This window comes from Azospirillaceae bacterium (genome assembly GCA_028283825.1).
In the GTDB taxonomy this organism is placed as follows: domain Bacteria; phylum Pseudomonadota; class Alphaproteobacteria; order Azospirillales; family Azospirillaceae; genus Nitrospirillum.
This window is the reverse complement of record JAPWJW010000003.1, coordinates 1,677,042-1,697,789: the sequence shown is the minus strand read 5'-3', so window position 1 is coordinate 1,697,789 and position 20,748 is coordinate 1,677,042. Positions and strand designations below refer to the sequence as shown.

The window sequence follows — 20,748 nt, the reverse complement described above, 5'->3', positions numbered from 1 at the left end:
TTGCTATATCCTCGCCATCAGGGCCGTCCCTCGGGGGCGGGCGCTCCGCTATGCGCCGCTCCCGGATGCCGCCCGCATCCGTTCGTTCGAAAGAAGTGATCCCATGTCTCGACGCCGGCGGATCTATGAAGGCAAGGCCAAAGACCTGTTTGAGGGGCCTGAGCCCGGCACGCTGGTTCAGTACTTCAAGGATGATACGACCCATGAGCAGAAAAAGGGCGTCATCACCGGCAAGGGTGTGCTGAACAATCGCATCTCCGAATATCTGATGACCCGCCTGGGTGAGATGGGTGTGCCCACCCATTTCGTGCGCCGCCTCAACATGCGTGAGCAACTGGTGCGTGAGGTGGAGATCATCCCGGTGGAGGTGGTGGTCCGCAACGTGGCCGCGGGCTCGCTCAGCAAGCGCTTCGGCATTCCCGAAGGCACGCAGCTGCCCCGGTCGATCATCGAGTTCTATTACAAGTCCGATGAGCTGGGCAGCCCGATGGTGTCGGAAGAACACATCACCGCCTTCGGCTGGGCCGGCCCGCAGGATCTGGACGACATGCTGTCGCTCAGCCTGCGCATCAACGACTACCTGTCCGGCCTGTTCCTGGGTACGGGCCTGAAGCTGGTGGACTTCAAGGTGGAGTTCGGCCGGCTGTGGGAAAACGATGAGATGCGCATCATCCTGGCCGATGAGATCAGCCCGGACAATTGCCGCCTCTGGGATCTCAAGACCAACGAGAAGCTGGACAAGGACCGTTTCCGCCAGGACCTGGGCAAGGTTGAGGAAGCCTACCAGGAAGTGGCGCGCCGCCTGGGCATCCTGCCCGAGGGCGGCCCCGGCGACGTCAAGGCGCCCAAGTTGATGCAGTGATCACCCGGGGGCGTTTCGCCCCCGGACTTTTAGGCACACCCCGCACAGCAAAGCAGGAAGACAATCGCTATGAAGGCCAAGGTTACCGTCACGCTGAAGCACGGCGTCCTCGATCCCCAGGGCAAGGCCATCGGCCACGCCCTGCAGAACCTGGGCTTCGACGGCGTGGGCGAAGTCCGCCAGGGCAAGCTGATCGAACTGGACCTGGATGAGACCGACCCCGCCAAGGCCAAGGCCGCGGTGGAGGCCATGTGCCAGCGCCTGCTGGCCAACACGGTGATCGAGAACTACGCCATCGAATTGGTGTGAGTCCGGGACCGGGGCGGCTTTCCTTCGCCGCCCCGGCCCTTTTTTGCCCTCAAGTGCCGGGCGCCGGCATCCGCCGGCTTGGGCTTCCTCCCTTTCCAGTCCACTTCGTTCCCCGGAAAGGTCCGGCGGCCCAGTCGGGGCCTAGCGGCATGAAACAACTTTCATGCCGCGATGAGGATCCTCAGGCTTCTCGGCCTGCCGCCGCCGGCGTCAGTCCGGCGATGAAATAGCCCAGCGCGCGGTCGAACGCGACGTCCGGGCTGTCCCCCAGGATGCCGGCCAGCGCCTCCGCCATCAGTGGCGCCTCGGGCCCCAGCTCCGGCATGATGTCGCCGGTGCGGTCAGGCGCATCCGTCGCGCGGGCCTGTTCTTCCAAAACCCACCCCACGATGAAGCGCGACATCGCCACCATGATGGACAGCGCGTCCGCCGGCGTGAAGCCGTGCGCGCACAGCAGGCGCAACTGCGCCTCCGCCAGGGGTATTTGCTCCTTGGCCGGGCCCGTGCCGGCATGCACCCGGGCGCCGTCGCGATAGGCCAGCAGGGCCGCGCGAAAGCCGCGGGCGTTGATCGCCAGCCAGCCCCGCCAATCCACCTCGTCCTTGGCCGGCATGGGGTGCGTGTGTTTCGCCAGCATGGCCACGGCCATGGCGTCCAGCAGCGCCCGCTTGTTGCGGAAATGCCAGTAGAGGCTGGGGGACCGCACCTGCAGGCGCTCAGCCAGCAGCCGCGTGGTCAGGCCGTCCATGCCCACCTCGTTCAGCAGATCCAATGCCGCCCGCACCACCGTTTCGCGGGTCAGCGAGTCGCGTTTCGCGCCGCGTGCCGTCATGCGCCATTTCCCTCTCTCGATCCATTGGCGCTTGACTCTCTATCAACGATAGGGATTATGCAACCCTATCGTTGATAGGGAAGTGCGTGGCGGGTGTGGGATGGCATCGGAAATGACCAAGGGGACAGGGCGCGGGCTGTACGTGGTGTTCGCGGCGATGACGCTGGACGCCATGGGGATCGGCATCGTCATGCCCATCCTGCCGGGACTGCTGCGTGAGTTGGGTGGGGTGGCGGATGTCGCGGCCACATACGGCCTGCTGCTGGCGGCCTACGCGCTGATGCAGTTCTTCTTCGCCCCCGTCCTGGGCGCGCTCAGCGACCGGTTCGGGCGGCGGCCGGTGTTGCTGCTGTCCCTGGCCGGTGGGGCGCTGGACTACCTGGCCATGGGGTGGTCGCCCAACGTATGGGTGGTGGTGGCCGGGCGCATCCTGGCCGGCGTGACCGCGGCCAACATGGCGGTGCTCACGGCCTACATCACCGACACCACCGACGAATCGGGCCGTGCCAAGCAATACGGCCGGATGAGCGCCTGTTTCGGCATCGGCTTCATCGCCGGCCCGGCCCTGGGCGGTCTGCTGGGCATGGTGTCGCTGCGAGCGCCCTTCCTGCTGGCGGCGGGCCTGAACGCCCTGAACTTCCTGCTGGCGCTGGTGCTGCTGCCGGAATCGCGGCATGCCGGGGAACGGCAGCTCTTGCGCCTGGGAGCCTTGAACGCCTTCACCTCGCTGCGCTGGGTTGTCGGCATGCCGACCTTGGCGCGTGTGGTGATGGTCTTCGTGCTGACGACGGTGGCCGGGCAGATTTCCAGTTCCCTTTGGGTGCTGAACGGTGAGGACCGGTTCGCCTGGAACGCCGCCCAGGTGGGCTGGTCGCTGGCGGGTTTCGGCGTGCTGCACGCCTTGTCCCAGGCACTGGTGACCGAACCGCTGACCCGCCGGCTGGGCGAACGCGGTGCCTTTATCCTGGCGGCGGTGGCGGACAGTCTGGCCTATGCGGGGATGGCCTTCGCCACCGGCGGCCTGGCGGTGGTCTTCATCATGCCCCTGCTGGCCCTGGGCGGCATCGTGGGGCCCTCGCTGCAGGGCCTGGTGACCACGCGCGTCGGCCCCGACCGGCAGGGCGAATTGCAGGGGACGCTGGCGGCGCTGACCAGCCTGGTGGGCATCGTCGGGCCCCTGCTTTTCACCACCCTCTACAGTGCCGGCCGCGACCTATGGCCGGGGGCGGTGTGGATGGTGGGGGTGCTGGTCTATGCCGTCGCCATCCCCCTGCTGCCCAGCGCCAAGACCCTGGCCACGCCGCGGGCCTGAATCACGTCTCCCCGTCACCGGCGCCTTTGCCCGTGTGGGCCAGCAGGTTGTCGCGCAGGCGGCTGACCATCTTCTGCACCGTGCGGAATTCCTCCGGCGTCAGGCCGCTGGCCTTCACCAGGTTCTTCTGTCCGCCCTTTTCGCGCAGTTGCCGGCCGGCTTCCGTCAGGCTGACGCGCACCTGGCGTTCGTCCTTCGGGTCGCGCCGGCGGTTCAGATACCCCAGGGCCTCCAGCTTTTTCAGGATGGGGGTCAGGGTGTTCGATTCCAGGAACAGCTTCTCCCCCAGTCCGCTGACCGTCTGGTCGTCCTGTTCCCACAACGCGACGATGGTGATCCACTGCGTATAGGTGACGCCCAACTCATCCAGGATGGGCTTGTAGGCGCGGCCATAGGCCAGGTTGGCGGAATAGACCGCGAAACAGAGGAAATCGGCCAGTTTGGGGGCGGCCGGGTCCTTGGGGTCCAAAGGCATGTGGGGGTATGGTCCTGACGGCCAAGGGTGGTGTTGCGTTGGCTCCTATATAGCACGCATACGATTAAATCGGAATTGACTCGTAAGCGCGGCCAGCTTATATGAATCGCATACGATGCAAACGGATGCGTTCTTTGGCCACGCCCCTGGTTGGGAATAAGGCCGGACAACAAACGCAACGATAAACATCGTATACGATAAAAGCTTATGCGATGGAGATGCCGATGTCTGTGCGCCTCATTCCTTCCCTGGTGATCCTGCTGTCTCTGGCGCCCGGCCTGGCCCAGGCCCAATCCGCGGCCGATGTGCTGGGCCCGGCGGGTGTCGTGCCCCTGACGGAACCGCAGCCGCCCGCCCGCCTGATCGTCGATCCGCCGCTGCCCGGCCCCCTGGCCGAGGGCAAGGTCTTCATCCAGTACCGCGCGGAAAACCTGCGGATCGAGCCGGTGTTCGGGCCTGCGGCGCTGAAGGTCACGCCCCGCATCGGCCACGTCCACGTCGTTGTCGACCACGCCCCCTGGCACTGGGCCGACGCCAGCGGCGAACCGCTGATCCTGGTGGGCATGCCGGCCGGCCACCACACGGTGGAAATCATCCTGGCCAACGCCAACCACCAGCCGCTGGACCGCACCACCGTCGCCTTCGACGTGCCCGAGAGCCATGGCGGCCATACGGGCCATTGACGGCCATCCATCCATTGAAAGGGGAGGCCCCGATGGCCCTCTTGCTGCTGTCCTACCTGGCGGGCGTGCTGACCATCGCCACCCCCTGCATCCTGCCCGTCCTGCCCCTGGTGGCCGCCGGTTGGGGAAACGCCCCCTGGCGCCGGGGGACACCCCTGCTGCTGGGCCTGGCGCTGTCCTTCGCCGTCACGGCCAGCCTGGCGGCCGTGGCGGGGGAGGGGGTGGTGGTGGCCACGCGGGACGGCCGGCTGGTCGCCCTGGCCCTCCTGGCGCTGTTCGGCTTGTCGCTGTTGTGGCCGGTCCTCGCCCGCCGGCTCACGACTCCGCTGGGTGCCGCGGGCGGCGTGCTGGCCGCCTGGGCGGAGCGGCGGGGTGGCGTGGCCGCATCGCTGCTGCTGGGCGTGGCCATCGGCCTGATCTGGGCGCCTTGCACCGGGCCGGTGCTGGGCGTGGTGCTGACCGCCGCCGCCCTGAACGGGCCAGGGATCGGGACCACCCTGGCGCTGGCCGCCTATGGTCTGGGGGCGGCCACGGCACTGGCCATCGGCATGGCCGGGGGTGGACGCCTGCTGGCCGTCCTGAAGCGCACCACCCGCTTCGATGGCAGCATTCGGCGTGCCCTGGGCGTGGCCGTGCTGGCCGGTGTGGCCTTGGCCGCCTGGCCGCAGGTGGGGGCCCGCCTGCCGTCGCTGCCGACCGATGCGCTGGAAAGCCGGCTGCTGGCGGTGTTCGGTGGCACGGCCCATGCCGCCGCCCTTGAGCCCATCCTGTCCGGTCCCCTGGCGGCATTGCCGGTGGCACCATCGTGGATCAACACCCCGCCCCTGACGGCGGCCGACCTGAAGGGCAAGGTGGTCCTGGTCAACTTCTGGACCTATTCGTGCATCAACTGCCTGCGGGTTCTGCCCCATGTCCGCACCTGGGCGGCGCAATACCGTGACCAGGGCCTGGTGGTCGTGGGCATCCACACGCCGGAATTCGCCTTCGAGAAGGACCGGGCCAACGTCACCCAGGCGGCATCGACCCTGGCCGTCACCTACCCGGTGGTGCAGGACAACGATTTCCGTCTGTGGCGCGCCTTCGACAACAACGCCTGGCCCGCCCTGTACCTGATCGACGCCCAGGGCCGCATCCGCTACCGCGCGGTGGGTGAGGGCGCCTATGCCCGGACGGAACAGGCCATCCGCCAGGTGTTGGCCGAGACGCCCGTTGCCACGGCCCCCGCCGGCGATCCGATGTCCGTGACTATCGCCGGCACCCAGGTGGCGGCCGATGAGGCCGACCTGGCCAGCCCGGAAACCTATGTCGGTTACGCCGAAGGCGCGCGTTACGCCGGCCCCGACGCCATCGTCCATGATGCCGTCGTCCCGTATCGGCCGGCCCCGGCCCTGTCGCTGAACCACTGGGGCCTGGCGGGCAACTGGGCCGTGGGGGCGGAGTACGCGACCCTGGACCAGCCGTCCGGCCGCATCGCCTTCCGCTTCCATGCCCGTGACCTGCACCTGGTGCTGGCGCCGGGCGCCGATGGTCGCCCCATCCGCTTCCGCATCCGTGTCGATGGTGCCGCCCCCGGTGCCGGTCATGGCGCCGACGTGGACGCCGAGGGCCTGGGCACCGTGCGTGACGCCCGCCTGTACCAGCTGGTGCGCCAGGCGGGCCCGGTCGCCGACCACACCTTTGAGATCGAATTCCTGGACGCGGGCGTCCGCGCCTACGCCTTCACCTTCGGCTGAAACCAGCCTTACCCGCGGGAGACCCGACATGTCCTTTGTTGATTTCAGCCGCCGCCGCTTCATCGGCGCCACCGCCCTGACGCTGGCCGCCGCCAGCCTGCCCGCCGCCATCTCCAAGGTCGCCGCCGCCGCGACGACCGCGCCCGCCTTCGGCCCCGTGCGGCAGGTGAAGGCCGGCGTGCTGGACATCGGTTATGTCGAGGCCGGGCCCGCCCAGGGGCCCGTCGTCCTGCTGCTGCACGGCTGGCCCTACGACATCCACGCCTTCGCCGAGGTGGTGCCCACCCTGGTGGCGGCCGGCCATCGGGTGATCGTCCCCCACCTGCGTGGCTACGGCACGACCCGCATCCTGTCGCCCGATACGCCGCGCAACGGCCAGCAGGCGGCGCTGGCCGTCGACGTCATCGCGCTGATGGACGCGCTGTCGATCCCGAAGGCCCTGATCGCCGGTTTCGACTGGGGGGCCCGCACCGCCGATATCGTCGCCGCCCTGTGGCCGGAACGCTGCCAGGCGCTGGTGTCGGTCAGCGGCTATCTCATCGGCAACCAGGAGGCCGGGCGCCAGCCCCTGCCGCCCAAGGCGGAACTGTCCTGGTGGTACCAGTTCTATTTCGCGACGGAGCGCGGCCGGGCGGGGTATGAGGCCAACCGGCACGATTTCGCCAAGCTGATCTGGCAGCTGGCCTCGCCCAAATGGGCCTTTGACGACGCCACCTTCGACCGCTCGGCCTTGGCGTTCGACAACCCGGACCATGTCGATATCGTCATCCATAACTACCGCTGGCGCCTGGGCCTGGCGGCGGGCGAGACGCGCTTCGATGACCTGGAACGGCGCCTGGCCGCTGGCCCCACTGTGTCCATCCCCACCATCACTCTGGAGGGCGACGCCAACGGCGCCCCTCACCCGGACCCCGCCGCCTACGCCCACAAGTTCACCGGCGCTTACGCCCACCGCCTGATCACCGGCGGCATCGGCCACAACCTGCCGCAGGAAGCGCCGCAAGCCTTCGCCCAGGCGGTGCTGGACGTGGCGCGGATGTGAACACTCATAACAAGCCCTGGGCGCGGAAGCTGAAGTGGCGGCCGCGGCCGATCACCAGATGGTCGTGTACGGCGATTTCCAGCGCCTTGGCGGCATCGGCGATGGCCTTGGTCATCTGGATGTCGGCGCGGCTGGGGCTGGGGTCGCCGCTGGGGTGGTTGTGCACCAGGATCACGGCGCTGGCGCCCAGTTCCAAGGCGCGCTTCAGCACCTCGCGCGGGTAGGCGGCGGTCTGGTTCACCGTGCCGCGCTGTTGCACCTCATCCCGGATTAGGGTGTGGCGGCCGTCCAGGAACAGGACGCGGAACTGTTCCACCTGTTCATGCGCCAGCGCGCCGGTGCAGTAATCCAGCAGCATCTGCCAGGACGACAGCACCGGCCGTTCCAGCAACTCGCGGCGCGCCATGCGCAAGGCCGCGGCCGCCACCACCTTGATGGCGCCGATGGCGGCGTCGCTCAGCTTGAACTCATCACGCAGGGTGGGCACCGGCGCCGACACCAGGCCCCAGAACGATCCGAAGCGGGCCAGCAGATCCTTGGCCAGGGGCTTCACATCGCGCCTGGGAATGGCCTGGAACAGCAGCAGTTCCACCAGTTCGTAATCCTGCAGCGCCTCCGCCCCCTGGTTCAGGAAGCGCTCGCGCAGGCGGTCGCGGTGGCCATGGTAATGGGGCGGCGGTTCCTTGGCGTCCTGGCCGCCGTCATGGGGGGCCGGCAGGTCCAGCCCGGCCTGTAGCTCTTCCATGCCCCGCTTCCCTTCCCCATGGCCCTTGGCTCGCATGCCCCATCCCCGTTCCTACCCGTGCAGGCAGTATAGGTCCGGGGCCATTCACGAACCAGGGGTGGGAACCATGTGATCCCGTATCGGCAAAACCTGCCCGCGATCCCGATGGTTAGGGGAAATGATTCCCGGCCTTTACCGGGGGTGTTTGCCGGCGTGGCGGTGCGACTCGTGAAGAATCCTGGGCGCCCTATTCGTAAGCCTAGCTGGCATGCCTATTGCTTTAGAGGTAATTCGACCGATTAGATTTTGGAGTGCCCGTCCAATGCCCCCCACCATCCCTTTGCCGTCCAAGACCTTGCGCGCCGAGACGACCGTGGCCGGTGGCGGGGGCAATGCGGGGGATCATGGCCTGGAGCCGCTGCCCGGCATCCCGGTGGTGGAGGAGGAACGGGTGCGGCGCTACGCCCTGTCGCTGGGTGACCGCACCCTGGCCGACATCCTGGCGCTGTACGCCGAATGTCTGGTCGATGTGGGGGCGGCCCTGGACTTGGCCCTGCAGAAGGGCGCCGTCGAGGGCGTGCGCCATTACGCCTATCTGCTGACCGGCACGGCGGCGGAAATGGGTTCCCCCCGCCTGGCCCATGTCAGTCGTTTCCTGGCCCGCCGCGCGGGTCAGGGGGTGGCGGAGGCCGGCGCCCTGGGCAGCCTGCGCCAGGCGCTGGCCCTGACCCAGGCGGCCGTCAGCGACCTGCTGGAACGGCATGTCGAGGCCGGCCAGGTGTCGGCGCGGGCCATGCCCGCCTGAGGTTTTTCGCCTGGAATCAAAAAGCCCCGCCACGGCATGACCGGGCGGGGCTTTTTCGTGCCGATCACAATCAGGCGATCTTGTAGGGCGGGTGGTGGAAACCGGCCGGCGATGTCGTGAAGATCTCACAACCGTCCTTGGTCACGCCGATGGTGTGTTCGAACTGGGCGGACAGGCTCTTGTCCTTGGTCACGGCGGTCCAGCCGTCGGACAGGATCTTCACATCGTAGCGGCCGATATTGATCATCGGCTCGATGGTGAAGATCATGCCTTCCTTCAGTTCGGTGCCCTGGCCGGGCTTGCCGAAGTGCAGCACCGACGGGGCGGTGTGGAACACCCGGCCCACGCCGTGGCCGCAGAAGTCGCGCACGACGGAGAAGCGCTGGCCTTCGGCAAAGCTTTGGATGGCGTGGCCGATGTCGCCCAGGGTGGCGCCGGGGCGTACCACCGCGATGCCGCGCATCATGGCCTCGTACGTCACGTCGACCAGCTTGCGCGCCTTGATGGCGATGTTGTCGCCCACCAGGAACATGCGGCTGCTGTCGCCGTACCAGCCGTCGACGATGACGGTGACGTCGATGTTGGCGATGTCGCCGTCATGCAGGCGCTTGTCGCTGGGGATGCCGTGGCAGACCACGTGGTTGATGGAGATGCAGCAGGACTTCGGATATCCCCGATAGCCCAGGGTGGCGGAGATGAAGCCCTGGGCCTGGGTCCATTCCTCGCACAGCCGGTCGATCTCTTCCGTCGCCACGCCGGGCACGACGAAGGGGGTCAGGTAGTCCAGCAGCTCGGCGGCCGCACGGCCGGCGCGGCGCATGCCGGCGAAACCTTCCTCGCCATGGATGACGATGCCGTGGTCGTCCAGGTCGTATTCCTCATCCGCGGCGGCGGCCGCTTCGCCTCTGTTCATGCTTCAAATCCACTGTCGTCGGGGTGGGGGCGCCGGATTTCCCGGGTAGCACCCATCCATAAATCACCATCCGGCGCCAGCGGCCGGACCCACGCCTGGAACTTAGGCGCGCACAGGCGTCACGGCAAGGCATACCGGGGCAATGCCGGCCGGCGAATCGGTGGGACCACGCTATGGCGACGGCGTCATGCCACGGCTTGGCGGCGGGGGATTTCATCCTATAATCCCGGCCCCAATCCACCGGAAGCCGCCCCATGACCGCCGTGCCCACCGCCTGCCTCATCATCATCGGCAATGAGATCCTGTCCGGCCGCACCCAGGACGTGAACCTGAACCATCTGGCCAAGGTGCTGGCGGAACTGGGCGTGCGCCTGAAGGAGGCGCGGGTGGTGGCGGATGACGAGGCCGCGATCGTGGAGGCGGTGAACCAGACCCGCGCCCGCTACACCTATGTCTTCACCACCGGTGGCATTGGCCCCACCCATGACGACATCACGGCCGCCTGCATCGCCAAGGCCTTCGGCGTGCCGCTGCTGCGCAACGCGGAGGCCGTGTCCCGGCTGGCGGCGCACTACGCCAACAGCGGGCGGGAGCTGAACGAGGCGCGGCTGCGCATGGCCAACGTGCCGGAAGGCGGCATCCTGATCGACAACCCGGTGTCGACGGCACCCGGCTTCCAGATCGGCAACGTCTTCGTCATGGCGGGCGTGCCGTCCATCATGCAGGCCATGCTGGCCGGCCTGACCAACCGCCTGGTGGGCGGCCCCGTGGTGCTGGCCCGCACCGTGCGCTGCCTGGTGGGGGAAGGGGAATTGGCGACGGGCCTGGGCGCCGTTCAGGACCGCTACCCGGACGTGGACATCGGCAGCTATCCGACGTATCGCGAGGGCCGCTTCGCCACCAGCCTGGTGCTGCGCAGCACCGACGCCCCGCTGCTGGCTGTCGCCGCCGACGCGGTGGCCGCCCTGGTGCGCGACCATGGCGGCGAGCCCGAGGTTGTGGAGGGGGCGGCCTGACGCTTGCCCTTTCGGCCCCTCCTCCGCTAGGGTCGCTTCCGCTTCACCTCCGTGCCCGCTTGGCGGAACAGGTAGACGCAAGGGACTTAAAATCCCTCGCCCTCACGGGCGTGCCGGTTCGATCCCGGCAGCGGGCACCAGGGGTGGGCGATTTCTCGTTAATTGAGTACTGGCTTTACTCCGCCGCCAGCGCGCGGGCGGTGGTCAGGGGCTCTTTCTCAATGACCTTAAGGTAGGCGAGAGCGGCCGCATCCGGTTCACGGCGCCCCTGTTCCCATTCCTGCAGGGTTCGCAGTGGAATGTGATAGCGGATCGAGAAATCCTCCTGGGAAAGCCCGAGGCTACGGCGGATGCGCTTCGCCGCTGCTGGAGGACGCATCCGCTGAAGCTGTTCGTCAGTAAAAGCGGCGTCGTTGGTCATGGCATTCCTCCGTGGCTGAAATAGGCAGCTTGTTCCCGCTTATCGGCCGCCCTGACAGAGATGATGCGAATGCTGTTGGGCCGTTCCGTATAGACCACGGCGTAAACGACGGCGGTGACGAACCCCAGCGCCAGGAACCTGTTCTCGCCATAGTCCATGGATTCATCCAGAAACTCGATCAAGGCCGGGTCGGCCAGCACCTGGCCTCCAAAGCTCAGATCGAGTCCGTGCTTACGCCGGTTGATCTCATTCTTAGCGGGATCGAACTCGACTTCCATGGCGCACTCTACGTCATTGACGGAGTTTTTGCCAGGGGCGGGATTTTGCCCGCCCCCACATTTCCGGTCTTACTGGTCCCGGTCTTCCGCCATGTCTTCGGCCAGTTCGCTGGCCAGATCGATGAACAGGCCGGGATCGACCGTCAGGCCCTGGGCCTCGTTGATGCGCACGAAGATGCGCCAGGCATGCAGGATGGCGACGTCCAGGATGGTGTCGTCGGCCTCTTCCGAATGCTTGTCGGTGATCCCCCGTTCCTCCAGGGCCGCCTTGATATCCAGGTCGGCGGCTTCCAGCACGGCTTCCATGGCGCGCTTGTGGGGGGTGGACATGGTGGCAACTCCTTGAATAACAATCGTGTGCTGATGGCTTGGTTCTGCCGGGGCGGCAAGGTACGCACCCCAACGTTCAGCGCATCATAGCGGATGCGCCGGGGGCGAAGCCATGCGCGGGTTTGCGCCCGGGTTCAAGACGAAAGATTCGCATAAGGGGGCGGTGGCGGATGGTGGGTGCCTTGCGTTTCCTGGCGGGACCGGTGGCCATGGCCCGCCTGCGGCGGGACGGCGTGTCGGACGCCGCGTTCGGTACCATCGCCGGCGCGTCGGGCGGGCCGAAATGGCTGGCGCTGACCCGGCTGGACCGGGCCATCCTGTCGCGCTGGTTCAAGGGCCGTACCCATCCCCTGGCCCTGGTGGGCAGTTCCATCGGCAGTTGGCGCTTCGCCGCCATGGCCCGGAAGGACCCGGCCGCCGTGCTGAAGCGGTTCGAGGACGCCTATCTGGCCTATGTGCCGACCGACGCCACCGTGCCGACGCTGACCCGCGAAAGCCGCGCCTTCCTGGACGTGATCCTGGGCTCCGGCCATCGGGGGGCGCAGGAGGTGCTGGACCATCCCTTCATGCGCCTGTCCATCCTGGCGGTGCGGGGGCGGGGGCCGCTCAGCGCCCGCCACCCGGCCCCGCTGGCCGCCGGCATCGGTGCCGCGGGCCTGGCCAATTTGGCCAGCCGGCGCAGCCTGCCGCTGTTCTTCCAGCGCACCCTGTTCGCCGATCCGCGCGCGGCCGATCCCTTCGATCTGGATGCGGGCTTCCCCACGCGGCGCGTGACCCTGACGGCCGCCAATCTGGGGGACGCCCTGATGGCGTCGGGCGCCATCCCCTTCGTGCTGGACCTGGTGCGCGACATCGGCGGCGCGCCCGCCGGCGCCTATATGGACGGCGGCATCATGGACTATCACCTGGACATCCCGTTCGCGGGCGACGACCTGGTGCTGTTCCCCCATTTCGGGGCCAAGGTGGTGCCGGGCTGGTTCGACAAGGCGCTGCGTTGGCGCCGGCCGGGTGCGGCGTCACTCGCCCGCACCCTGCTGCTGTGCCCGTCGGATGACTTCCTGGCAGGATTGCCCCACGGCAAGATTCCCGACCGGCGGGATTTCACCGCGATGCCGCCGGCGGACCGCCAGCGTTATTGGCGCCAGGTGGTGGCGGAGACCGACCGCCTGGCCGACGACTTCCTGGACGCCGTGGACCGCGACCGCATTCCCGACCTGCTGGAACCGCTGCGGCGTTAGGCGCCCGCCTTAATACCTAACCCCCAGGCTGTCGGCCGGCACGATGGCCTTGCCGATGGGGGCCAGGGCCAGGCCGGCGAACTTCAGGTGCTGGATGCCGAAGGGGATGCCGATGATGGTGATGAACCACAGGATGCCGGCGACCAGATGATACAGCGCCAGCCACCAGCCGGCGAAAACGAACCACACCACGTTGCCCAGGAAACCCACCGGGCTGGTGCCCAGATCCTCCCGCCCCGTCAGCAGGCGGCGGTCCACCGCCACCTGGCCGAAGGGCCACAGCACGAACAGCCCCATGTTGAAGGCGGCGCGCGCCCACGGGATGCCGACGATGCTGACCACCATCAGCAGGGCGGCGAAGAACCAGGCGAGGGCGCCGGTGAAACCGAACAGGACGATCCAAAGGACGTTCATTATCAGGCTGATCATGGCCCAGGCCTCCACTTAACAATTCACCCGCATCATCCCGCAAACCTGGCCATTCCGTCCAGGACCACCGGGGGACGGGCGCTTGGGACCACCCTCCGCGGCATTCCGGCATAGCCCCCAGTTGCGATCTTGCGAACATGGTTAAAGTCACCGACAGTGACAACGCTATCAGCCCAACAGCCTACCCCGAGCGAGCACATGCGCCGTAGCAGCCTTGCCGTCATCTCCGCCCTTGGCCTCAGCCTGGCGACCGCCCTGACGCCTGTCCTGGGCCCCGCCTGGGCCGCCACGCAGACCGACAATCCGGAACAGAAGGTGGGCCAGCGCTTCCAGGTGCGCGCCGCCGACCTGCCGGCCCCCTACGCCACCGACGGCGTGGGCAACAGCTCCGAAGAGGTGCCGAAGCCTGAGGGCGCGCACCTGACCGTGCCCAAGGGCTTCACCGTTGGCGTCTTCGCCACCGGCCTCAGCCATGCGCGCAACCTGGCGGTGGCGCCCAACGGCGACGTCTTCCTGGCCCGCCAGGAAAAGCCGGGGGAGATCACCCTGCTACGCGATGCCAAAGGCACCGGCACGGCTGACCAGCCGGTCACCTTCATCGGCGGCTTCCTGGAACCCTACGGCATCGAATTCCATGACGGCTATTTGTGGGTGGCCGACATGAAGGCCGTCTGGAAGATCCCTTACAAGGATGGCGACACCAAGCCGGCCGGCGACCGCATCCAGGTGACGCCGGATGGCGCCTTGGGTGAGCCCAAGGGCCACCGCACCCGCACCCTGGAATTCGCCCCCGACGGCAAGAGCTTCTTCGTCGGCATCGGGTCGCAGAGCAATATCGGCGAGGATCCCCAGCCCAAGGCGGCGGTGACCGAGTTCAACATGGACGGCACGGTCAAGCGCACCTACGCGTCGGGCACCCGCAACCCGGTGGGCCTGCAATTCTACCCCGGCACCGACGACCTCTACGCCGTGGTGAACGAGCGTGACGGCCTGGGCGACGGTCTGGTGCCCGATTACTTCACCCGTTTGCAGCCGGAGGGTTTCTACGGCTGGCCCTATTCCTACATCGGCAACCATCCGCAGCCGGACTTCGCGGAAAAGCGGCCGGACCTGGTGGCTAAGGCCATCGCCCCGGACCTGCTGTTCGAGGCGCACTCCGCCCCGCTGGGCCTGCTGTTCTATACCGGGCACGAGTTCCCGGCCGACTACCAGGGCGGCGCCTTCGTCACCCTGCACGGCTCCTGGAACCGGGCCAAGCCCACCGGCTACAAGATCGTCTTCGTGCCCTTCACCCATGGCCGGCCCACCGGCCATTACGTGAACTTCGCCACCGGCTTCTGGATCCCCGGCACCAATCCGGCCCAGGTCTGGGGCCGGCCGGTGGGCCTGGCCCTGGCGCATGACGGCGCCCTGCTGGTGGCCGACGATGTCGGCGGCACCGTGTGGCGCATCAGTTATCATGCAAAAGGCAAGGAGTGACCGTTGGACTCTGCAATGGTCGTTGCCTAAGGCAAGTCTAGCCTAAGGGATGGGGTGGTTTATCTGGGCAGAATCTGCCGCCCCCGCCCTTGTCCACCGGTCCCGATGGGCGTATATGAAGGGCGAGGTCAAGAGGAGGCCATTGCCATGTCTGTTGGCGGCATCGACTTTTACAGCACCGGTTACAGCAGCACCTTCCAGTCGCCCAACGCCGGTACCACCGACGCCACGGGCAACGGCAGCCAGGTGCGTCCTGTTCCCCCGGTGAAGACCCAGGGCACGTCCGATGGCAACACGGACGCGGCCAATACCGACAACACGTCTTCCGCAAACACCAACGCCACGCTGAACCTCAGCCCGACGGCGGATCAGGTGAAGTCGGCATCGGACACTGGCCGCACCCGCGGCGCCTTCGTGGACCTGACGGTCTAAGACAGGCATCCCGGGACGGTTGTAACAAGGGTCGACAGCGCAGGCTGCCGGCCCTTTTTGTTGCCTGGAAAAAGGGGATATCAGCGGAGGTCCTGCCTCACACTGCTATTGGGATGCGACCGCATCCGCCGGAGTTTTGTGGGGAGCCCAAGGCGGACTGCAAAACGAGGACAAGCCGAGCCGGCGGATGCCGGCGCCCGGCGCCTGAGGGTGAACGTTAAGCCGCTACCCAGCGGCGGACCTCGTGCAGGTCGGCGGCCACGCGGCACAGCGCCTCGATCTCCGCTGTCGGCGACAGCAGGTCCGGCACCATCACCGCCATCATGCCGGCGGCGTGCGCGGCACGGATGCCGTTGTGGCTGTCCTCCAGCGCCAGGCAATGGCTGGGATCGATGTCCAACGCGGCGGCGGCCTTCAGGTAGGGTTCCGGATGGGGCTTGCCCTGGGTGACGTCATCGCCGCCGATGATGGCGCGGAAGCGGTGCGCGATGCCGGCCTGGGTCAGATGGTGCAGGGCGCGTTCGCGCTGGGTGCTGGTGGCGACCGCCATGGGGATGCCGGCGGCGTCCAGATCGTCCAGCAGTTCCACCACGCCCGTCATCAGGGCGATGCCGGCCTCGAAATGCGCCTGGATGGCGCCGCGGTACAGGGTGGTGAAGCGTTCGAACAGCGCCTCGCCCCCGAAATGATCCACCAGCATCTGGCGTACCGCCGGATAGGGGCGGCCGATCAGCGTGCTGTAGAACGCCTCCGTCAGCGGGCGCTCCACCGTCACGGCGGCGGCCAGCATGGCGCCGCGCAGGGGCCGTTCGCTGTCGATCAGCAGGCCGTCCATGTCGAAGATGACGGCGTGGATGGCATGGGGAAACGGCATGTCCGGTCTTTCAGGGCCAGGGGCGGCAGTGTGTGGGGCGCTTTCTGGGATACCCTGGCCGCCCTGTCGCCGCCAGTGCCGGCCGGGCATGGCAGCGTACCGTCGCGCAAGTCATGGGTGATGGCTCAACCCATGCGCGATCAGCGGAGCCGCGCTGGGGCATGGCACCCACCCGCTCAGGCCCGCTTGCGCATTGTGGGGAGCCCTCCATATCGTTGCGATCCATTTTCAATGCCAGCAACGGTGCCGTCGCCCATGTCAGCCTCCGAGACGCCTTTCCGCCAGTCCGCGTTTCCGCAGCCGCCCGTCGCCCGGGTCTGGTCGGTGGAGAAGACCGCCCATGGCGAGGTGCGGGTCGACCCCTATGACTGGCTGCGCGATCCCGCCTTCCCGGAGGTCAAGGACCCCGACATCCTGGCCTGCCTGAACGCGGAGAACGCCTATATCGAGCAGGTGCTGGGCGGCGAGGGCGATCTGCGCCCCGCCCTGGTGGCGGAACTGCGCGCCCGCATCAAGGAGGACGACACCGGCGTTCCCTACCGCCGCGACGGCTATTTCTACCAGTCGCGCTTCGCCGCCGGGCAGAACTACCCCGTGTTCGTGCGCTGGCCGGCCGGCAGCGCGCCGTCGGCGCCGTCGGATGAGGAGGTGGTGCTGGACGTCAACGTCCTGGCCGCCCAGCACGAATTCATGCGCGTCGCGGATTTTGAGACGACGCGTGACGGCCGCCACCTGGCCTATACCGCCGACACCGACGGCTCCGAACGCTACGGCGTGCGGGTCAAGGATCTGGAGACGGGCGAATTGGTGCTGGAGGGGGTGGCGGACGCCGCCCCGGGTGTCGTGTGGTCCGCCGACGGCCGCCACCTGTTCTACATCCGCCAGGACGAATTCCAGCGGCCCAAGACCGTGTGGCGGCACCGGCTGGGCACCGCCGTCACCGACGACGTTCTGGTCTATGAGGAGGCGGACGCCGCCTGGATGGTCAGCCTGGACCTGACCCTGTCCGGCCGCTTCATCCGCATTGTCGGCCACAACAACGTCTCGACCGAGGTGCGGCTGCTGGACGCCGCCCAGCCGGAGGCGGCCCCCCGCCTGGTCCTGTCCCGCCGCCAAGGGCACGAGTACAATATCGAGGATCAGGGCGACACCGCCTGGATCATCACCAACGACACCCACCGCAATTTCCGCCTGGTGAAGGCCCCCCTGGCCGATACGGCGGAGAAGAACTGGGTGGAGGTCATCGCCCCCGCCGACCGCACCTATCTCACCGGTCACATGGCCTTCCGCGACTGGCTGGTGGTGTACGCCCGGGTGGACGGCGCCCAGGTGGTGCGGGTACTGGACAAGGCCGGCGGGGCCCATGACATCGCCTTCCCCGATGCCGCGTTCGAGGTCGGACCCGGTGCCAACTTCGGTTATGATCAGGGCATACTGCGCCTGCGCTACCAGTCGCTGGTGACGCCGCCCACGGTCTACGACTACGATTTGAAGGACCGCACCCTGGCCATCCGCAAGGTCCAGGAAATCCCCAGCGGCTACGACGCCGACCTGTATGTCAGCGCCCGCCTGCTGGCGCCCGCCCGCGACGGCACCCTGGTGCCGGTGTCCATCGTCCATCGCCGCGATTTCCCCCGGGATGGCTCGGGCGCCCTGCACCTCTACGCCTATGGCGCCTACGGCCATGGCATGGACCCTTATTTCTCCGCCAGCCGCTTAGGGTTGCTGGATCGGGGTTTCGCCTTCGCCATCGCCCACATCCGCGGCGGGGATGAGTTGGGCCGCGGCTGGTATGAGGACGGCAAGCTGGAGAAGAAGATCAACAGCTTCACCGACTTCATCGACGTGGCACAGTTCCTGGTCGCCCAGGGGTATGCCAAGGCCGGCAGCATCTCGGCCGAGGGCGGCAGCGCCGGCGGCCTGCTGATGGGCGGCGTCGCCAACATGGCACCGGAAGGCCTGTTCCGTGCCGTGGTGGCGCAGGTGCCCTTCGTCGACGTGGTCAACACCATGCTGGACGACAGCCTGCCGCTGACGGTCATCGAATATGATGAGTGGGGCAATCCCAACGAGCCGGACGTCTATCAGCGGCTGAAGTCCTACAGCCCCTATGACAACGTGGCGGCCAAGGCCTATCCCCACCTGCTGATCACCGCCGGCCTCAGCGACCCGCGCGTCACCTACTGGGAACCGGCCAAGTGGGCGGCCAAGCTACGCACGCTGAAGACCGACGACCACGTCCTGCTGTCGCGTACCGAGATGGGCGCCGGTCACGCCGGCGCCGCCGGCCGCTTCGACAAGCTGAAGGAAATCGCCCTGACCCAGGCCTTCCTGCTGCGGGCGTTCGGGAAAGGTTTGTAAGGTCGCGCCGGGCAATTTGTCCGGCCACCGATGTTTGTATGGGGGCTGGGGTGGGCTTATAGTCCGCCCCAGCCCTTTTTCTTTTCAAAAGGCCCGAAGCCCCGTGACCGTCACGCCTTTCCCCGCCGCCCGCGCCCGTTCCGCCGCGGCGCCCTATCGTGCCATCGGCATCTGGCTGCTGGTCTGCGCCGCCATGGTGTTCGCCATGGCCGTCATCGGCGCCATCACCCGGTTGACGGAAAGCGGCCTGTCCATCACGGAATGGAAGCCGGTGGCGGGCGCCTTGCCGCCCCTGGGGCAGGCCGCCTGGGCGGAGGAATTCGCCAAGTACCAGGCCACACCGGAATACGCCCTGAAGCACAGCGGCATGGACCTGGCGCAGTTTAAGGGCATCTTCTTCTGGGAATGGTTCCACCGCCTGGTGGGTCGGCTGATCGGCGTCGTCTTCCTGCTGCCCTTCCTGTTCTTCGCCTTCACCCGCCGCGTGCCGCGCAGCCTGGTGCCGCGCCTGATCGTCCTGTTCATCCTGGGCGGGCTGCAGGGGGCCTTGGGCTGGTACATGGTGAAAAGCGGCCTGGTGAACCGGCCGGACGTCAGCCACTACCGTCTGGCGGCGCATCTGTCGCTGGCGGTGCTGATCTACGTCGCCATGCTGGCCACCGCCGTGCCGCTGCTGTTTCCGCAGGCGTCGGCCACCTTGCACGCCAAGCGCGCCACCCTGCGCCGTCACGCCGGCATCGCCATGGCGCTGGTTGCCACCACCATGGTGTGGGGCGCCTTCACCGCCGGCCTGGATGCCGGCATGGCCTACAACACCTGGCCGCTGATGAACGGCACCCTGGCGCCGGAAGAGATGTGGAACCTCAGCCCCGCCTGGCTGAACTTCCTGGAGAACACGGCGGCCGTGCAGTTCACCCACCGCTGGCTGGCCATCCTGACCGGCCTGGTGGTGTGGTCCTACGCCATCCGGGCGCTCTCGGCCGGGGTGCAGGGCCGCGTGCGGTCGCTGGCCATCGCCGTCGCCGCCATGGTGCTGGTGCAGATCGGCCTGGGCATCACCACCCTGCTGCTGTTCGTACCGGTGCACGTGGCTGCCACCCACCAGGCCGGCGCCCTGGTCCTGCTGGGCCTGTTCACCTGGACCGTGATGGAATATCGGCGGGGTTGAGCGGGACCCGGAAAGTCACATAGGACGCGACGGCGTCCGCCGGAGTTTTGTGGGGAGCGTCAGCGGACTGCAAAACGAGGATAGCCAAAGGTTCGGATGGACCTGCCGGCGCCTGAGGGCAAAGAAAAAGGGCGCGAAGCCGGTGCTTCGCGCCCTTTTTCTTCAATCAAAACCAGCCTTACGCGGCAGCGGCGGCCTTTTCCAGGGCAGCCTGGCGGCGGTGCTCGATGGCTTCGCCGAAGACGCGCAGCATGGTCTCGATGAACTCCGGCACCACTTCTTCCGGACCACGGGCGGTCAGCAGGAAGCGGTCGATGTTCATGTTCTGGCCTTCCTCGGCCACCCAGGTGGCGCCCTGGGCCTCGGCGGCCTCGCGCACGGCTTCATGGCCGGTCACGGTGCGGCCCTTCAGGCGCTGGGCGACGGCCAGCAGCTGGACGCCGTGGTTGATGGCGGCGATGCCCTTGCCGGCATCCATGAAGCTGCCGACGATGCGGCGGGTGTGCGGGTTGGAGGCCAGCTTGGTCACGCTGCGCTCGCCACCCGGCAGGACCAGCAGGTCGAAGTCGGCGGCTAACACTTCGCCGACCTGCTTGTCGGTGGGGAAGTAGTGGCCCCAGGAGGTGCCGTGCCAGCCGTTCACCAGGCCCTGCTCGGGGGAGATGATCTTGGGCGCGGCGCCCGCGCGCAGCAGGGCGCGCTGGGCTTCGGTCATTTCAACTTCTTCAAAGCCATTGGCGATCAGAATGGCGACGGACTTCCCGGCGATCGACAGCTCGGTCAAACTAGCTCTCCTATGTTGTTTCGGCGGCGTGCGACCGACACCTTCCCGTCGCCGTTCCCAGGGGGGCGGCGCCGATGGCAGGGCGAGGGTTGTGCTGCCTCGTGAAAATGGCCACCCAGGAATGGGCGGCCATGGCAAAGCGTCAGGCGTGGGCGGCTGTCGTGATGCATGCCGGGCCGATGGGATGACGCTCTATTCGCATGGCATGGTAGTTGGCCTTTCGGGCGCCGAAGGTCAATCGTCTTCAG

General features: G+C 67.5%; 23 protein-coding genes and 1 tRNA gene. 14 read left to right on the top strand and 10 right to left on the bottom strand.

Annotation, left to right across the window (positions count from 1 at the left end):
* Window positions 1-103: 103 nt before the first annotated feature.
* Both PW843_19590 and purS read left to right on the top strand, forming a co-directional pair.
* Complete coding sequence (locus tag PW843_19590; protein ID MDE1148780.1) at window positions 104-862, top strand: phosphoribosylaminoimidazolesuccinocarboxamide synthase; 759 nt, start codon at window positions 104-106, stop codon at window positions 860-862.
* Window positions 863-931: 69 nt separating this feature from the next.
* A complete protein-coding gene (gene purS, locus PW843_19585; GenBank protein ID MDE1148779.1) occupies window positions 932-1,171 on the top strand; it encodes a phosphoribosylformylglycinamidine synthase subunit PurS in 240 nt (79 codons plus the stop codon).
* Between the two features lie 181 nt (window positions 1,172-1,352).
* On the opposite strand, the gene PW843_19580 is transcribed toward purS, so the two are convergent.
* Window positions 1,353-2,003 carry a TetR/AcrR family transcriptional regulator C-terminal domain-containing protein gene (locus PW843_19580; GenBank protein ID MDE1148778.1) on the bottom strand — a complete coding sequence of 217 codons (651 nt, stop codon included), beginning with the start codon at window positions 2,001-2,003 and terminating at the stop codon, window positions 1,353-1,355.
* Between the two features lie 112 nt (window positions 2,004-2,115).
* On the opposite strand from PW843_19580, the gene PW843_19575 reads away from it, so the two are divergent.
* The gene (locus PW843_19575) at window positions 2,116-3,315 is read left to right on the top strand and encodes a TCR/Tet family MFS transporter (protein ID MDE1148777.1); all 1,200 of its coding nucleotides are present in this window, start codon (window positions 2,116-2,118) and stop codon (window positions 3,313-3,315) included.
* 1 nt (window position 3,316) lies between these two features.
* Here the strand turns inward: PW843_19575 and PW843_19570 are convergent, their stop codons facing one another.
* A complete protein-coding gene (locus PW843_19570) occupies window positions 3,317-3,790 on the bottom strand; it encodes a MarR family transcriptional regulator (GenBank protein ID MDE1148776.1) in 474 nt (157 codons plus the stop codon).
* A gap of 224 nt (window positions 3,791-4,014) precedes the next feature.
* Between PW843_19570 and PW843_19565 the strand changes: the two genes are divergently transcribed.
* Genes PW843_19565 through PW843_19555 form a run of 3 tightly spaced genes read left to right on the top strand, consistent with a single transcriptional unit; the run spans window position 4,015 to window position 7,248 of the window.
* Window positions 4,015-4,473: a DUF6130 family protein gene (locus tag PW843_19565; GenBank protein MDE1148775.1), complete on the top strand. Its 459-nt coding sequence runs from the start codon at window positions 4,015-4,017 to the stop codon at window positions 4,471-4,473.
* Between the two features lie 32 nt (window positions 4,474-4,505).
* The gene (locus PW843_19560) at window positions 4,506-6,206 is read left to right on the top strand and encodes a redoxin domain-containing protein (protein ID MDE1148774.1); all 1,701 of its coding nucleotides are present in this window, start codon (window positions 4,506-4,508) and stop codon (window positions 6,204-6,206) included.
* A 28-nt stretch (window positions 6,207-6,234) separates the two neighbouring features.
* Window positions 6,235-7,248 carry an alpha/beta hydrolase gene (locus tag PW843_19555; protein ID MDE1148773.1) on the top strand — a complete coding sequence of 338 codons (1,014 nt, stop codon included), beginning with the start codon at window positions 6,235-6,237 and terminating at the stop codon, window positions 7,246-7,248.
* Window positions 7,249-7,252: 4 nt separating this feature from the next.
* On the opposite strand, the gene radC is transcribed toward PW843_19555, so the two are convergent.
* The gene (radC, locus tag PW843_19550) at window positions 7,253-7,993 is read right to left on the bottom strand and encodes a DNA repair protein RadC (protein MDE1148772.1); all 741 of its coding nucleotides are present in this window, start codon (window positions 7,991-7,993) and stop codon (window positions 7,253-7,255) included.
* Between the two features lie 301 nt (window positions 7,994-8,294).
* On the opposite strand from radC, the gene PW843_19545 reads away from it, so the two are divergent.
* The gene (locus PW843_19545; protein MDE1148771.1) at window positions 8,295-8,777 is read left to right on the top strand and encodes a hypothetical protein; all 483 of its coding nucleotides are present in this window, start codon (window positions 8,295-8,297) and stop codon (window positions 8,775-8,777) included.
* A gap of 70 nt (window positions 8,778-8,847) precedes the next feature.
* Here the strand turns inward: PW843_19545 and map are convergent, their stop codons facing one another.
* Window positions 8,848-9,690, bottom strand: a complete 843-nt coding sequence (map, locus tag PW843_19540) for a type I methionyl aminopeptidase (GenBank protein MDE1148770.1) — start codon at window positions 9,688-9,690, stop codon at window positions 8,848-8,850.
* A gap of 254 nt (window positions 9,691-9,944) precedes the next feature.
* On the opposite strand from map, the gene PW843_19535 reads away from it, so the two are divergent.
* Both PW843_19535 and PW843_19530 read left to right on the top strand, forming a co-directional pair.
* The gene (locus tag PW843_19535) at window positions 9,945-10,706 is read left to right on the top strand and encodes a molybdopterin-binding protein (protein MDE1148769.1); all 762 of its coding nucleotides are present in this window, start codon (window positions 9,945-9,947) and stop codon (window positions 10,704-10,706) included.
* Window positions 10,707-10,759: 53 nt separating this feature from the next.
* Window positions 10,760-10,846: transfer RNA gene (locus PW843_19530), tRNA-Leu, on the top strand.
* 35 nt (window positions 10,847-10,881) lie between these two features.
* On the opposite strand, the gene PW843_19525 is transcribed toward PW843_19530, so the two are convergent.
* The 3 genes from PW843_19525 to PW843_19515 form a co-directional block, all read right to left on the bottom strand.
* A complete protein-coding gene (locus PW843_19525; protein ID MDE1148768.1) occupies window positions 10,882-11,127 on the bottom strand; it encodes a helix-turn-helix domain-containing protein in 246 nt (81 codons plus the stop codon).
* Window positions 11,124-11,405 carry a BrnT family toxin gene (locus PW843_19520; protein ID MDE1148767.1) on the bottom strand — a complete coding sequence of 94 codons (282 nt, stop codon included), beginning with the start codon at window positions 11,403-11,405 and terminating at the stop codon, window positions 11,124-11,126. Before PW843_19520 ends, PW843_19525 begins: the two co-directional genes overlap by 4 nt.
* A gap of 69 nt (window positions 11,406-11,474) precedes the next feature.
* Entirely contained in the window at window positions 11,475-11,735 is a 261-nt protein-coding gene (locus PW843_19515) for a hypothetical protein (GenBank protein MDE1148766.1), read from the bottom strand.
* 170 nt (window positions 11,736-11,905) lie between these two features.
* Between PW843_19515 and PW843_19510 the strand changes: the two genes are divergently transcribed.
* Window positions 11,906-12,973: a hypothetical protein gene (locus tag PW843_19510; protein ID MDE1148765.1), complete on the top strand. Its 1,068-nt coding sequence runs from the start codon at window positions 11,906-11,908 to the stop codon at window positions 12,971-12,973.
* Window positions 12,974-12,982: 9 nt separating this feature from the next.
* Here the strand turns inward: PW843_19510 and PW843_19505 are convergent, their stop codons facing one another.
* Complete coding sequence (locus PW843_19505) at window positions 12,983-13,402, bottom strand: YccF domain-containing protein (protein MDE1148764.1); 420 nt, start codon at window positions 13,400-13,402, stop codon at window positions 12,983-12,985.
* Between the two features lie 198 nt (window positions 13,403-13,600).
* Here PW843_19505 and PW843_19500 point away from each other — a divergent pair, with 198 nt between their 5' ends.
* Together PW843_19500 and PW843_19495 are read left to right on the top strand one after the other, a co-directional pair.
* A complete protein-coding gene (locus tag PW843_19500; protein ID MDE1148763.1) occupies window positions 13,601-14,881 on the top strand; it encodes a PQQ-dependent sugar dehydrogenase in 1,281 nt (426 codons plus the stop codon).
* Window positions 14,882-15,028: 147 nt separating this feature from the next.
* The gene (locus tag PW843_19495) at window positions 15,029-15,313 is read left to right on the top strand and encodes a hypothetical protein (GenBank protein MDE1148762.1); all 285 of its coding nucleotides are present in this window, start codon (window positions 15,029-15,031) and stop codon (window positions 15,311-15,313) included.
* A gap of 217 nt (window positions 15,314-15,530) precedes the next feature.
* On the opposite strand, the gene PW843_19490 is transcribed toward PW843_19495, so the two are convergent.
* Window positions 15,531-16,187, bottom strand: a complete 657-nt coding sequence (locus PW843_19490) for an HAD family phosphatase (protein ID MDE1148761.1) — start codon at window positions 16,185-16,187, stop codon at window positions 15,531-15,533.
* A gap of 255 nt (window positions 16,188-16,442) precedes the next feature.
* On the opposite strand from PW843_19490, the gene PW843_19485 reads away from it, so the two are divergent.
* Together PW843_19485 and PW843_19480 are read left to right on the top strand one after the other, a co-directional pair.
* Complete coding sequence (locus PW843_19485) at window positions 16,443-18,548, top strand: S9 family peptidase (GenBank protein MDE1148760.1); 2,106 nt, start codon at window positions 16,443-16,445, stop codon at window positions 18,546-18,548.
* Window positions 18,549-18,651: 103 nt separating this feature from the next.
* Window positions 18,652-19,716, top strand: a complete 1,065-nt coding sequence (locus PW843_19480) for a COX15/CtaA family protein (protein ID MDE1148759.1) — start codon at window positions 18,652-18,654, stop codon at window positions 19,714-19,716.
* A 178-nt stretch (window positions 19,717-19,894) separates the two neighbouring features.
* On the opposite strand, the gene PW843_19475 is transcribed toward PW843_19480, so the two are convergent.
* Window positions 19,895-20,500, bottom strand: coding sequence for a DJ-1/PfpI family protein (locus tag PW843_19475; GenBank protein ID MDE1148758.1), 606 nt, complete (start codon window positions 20,498-20,500; stop codon window positions 19,895-19,897).
* Window positions 20,501-20,748 lie beyond the last annotated feature (248 nt).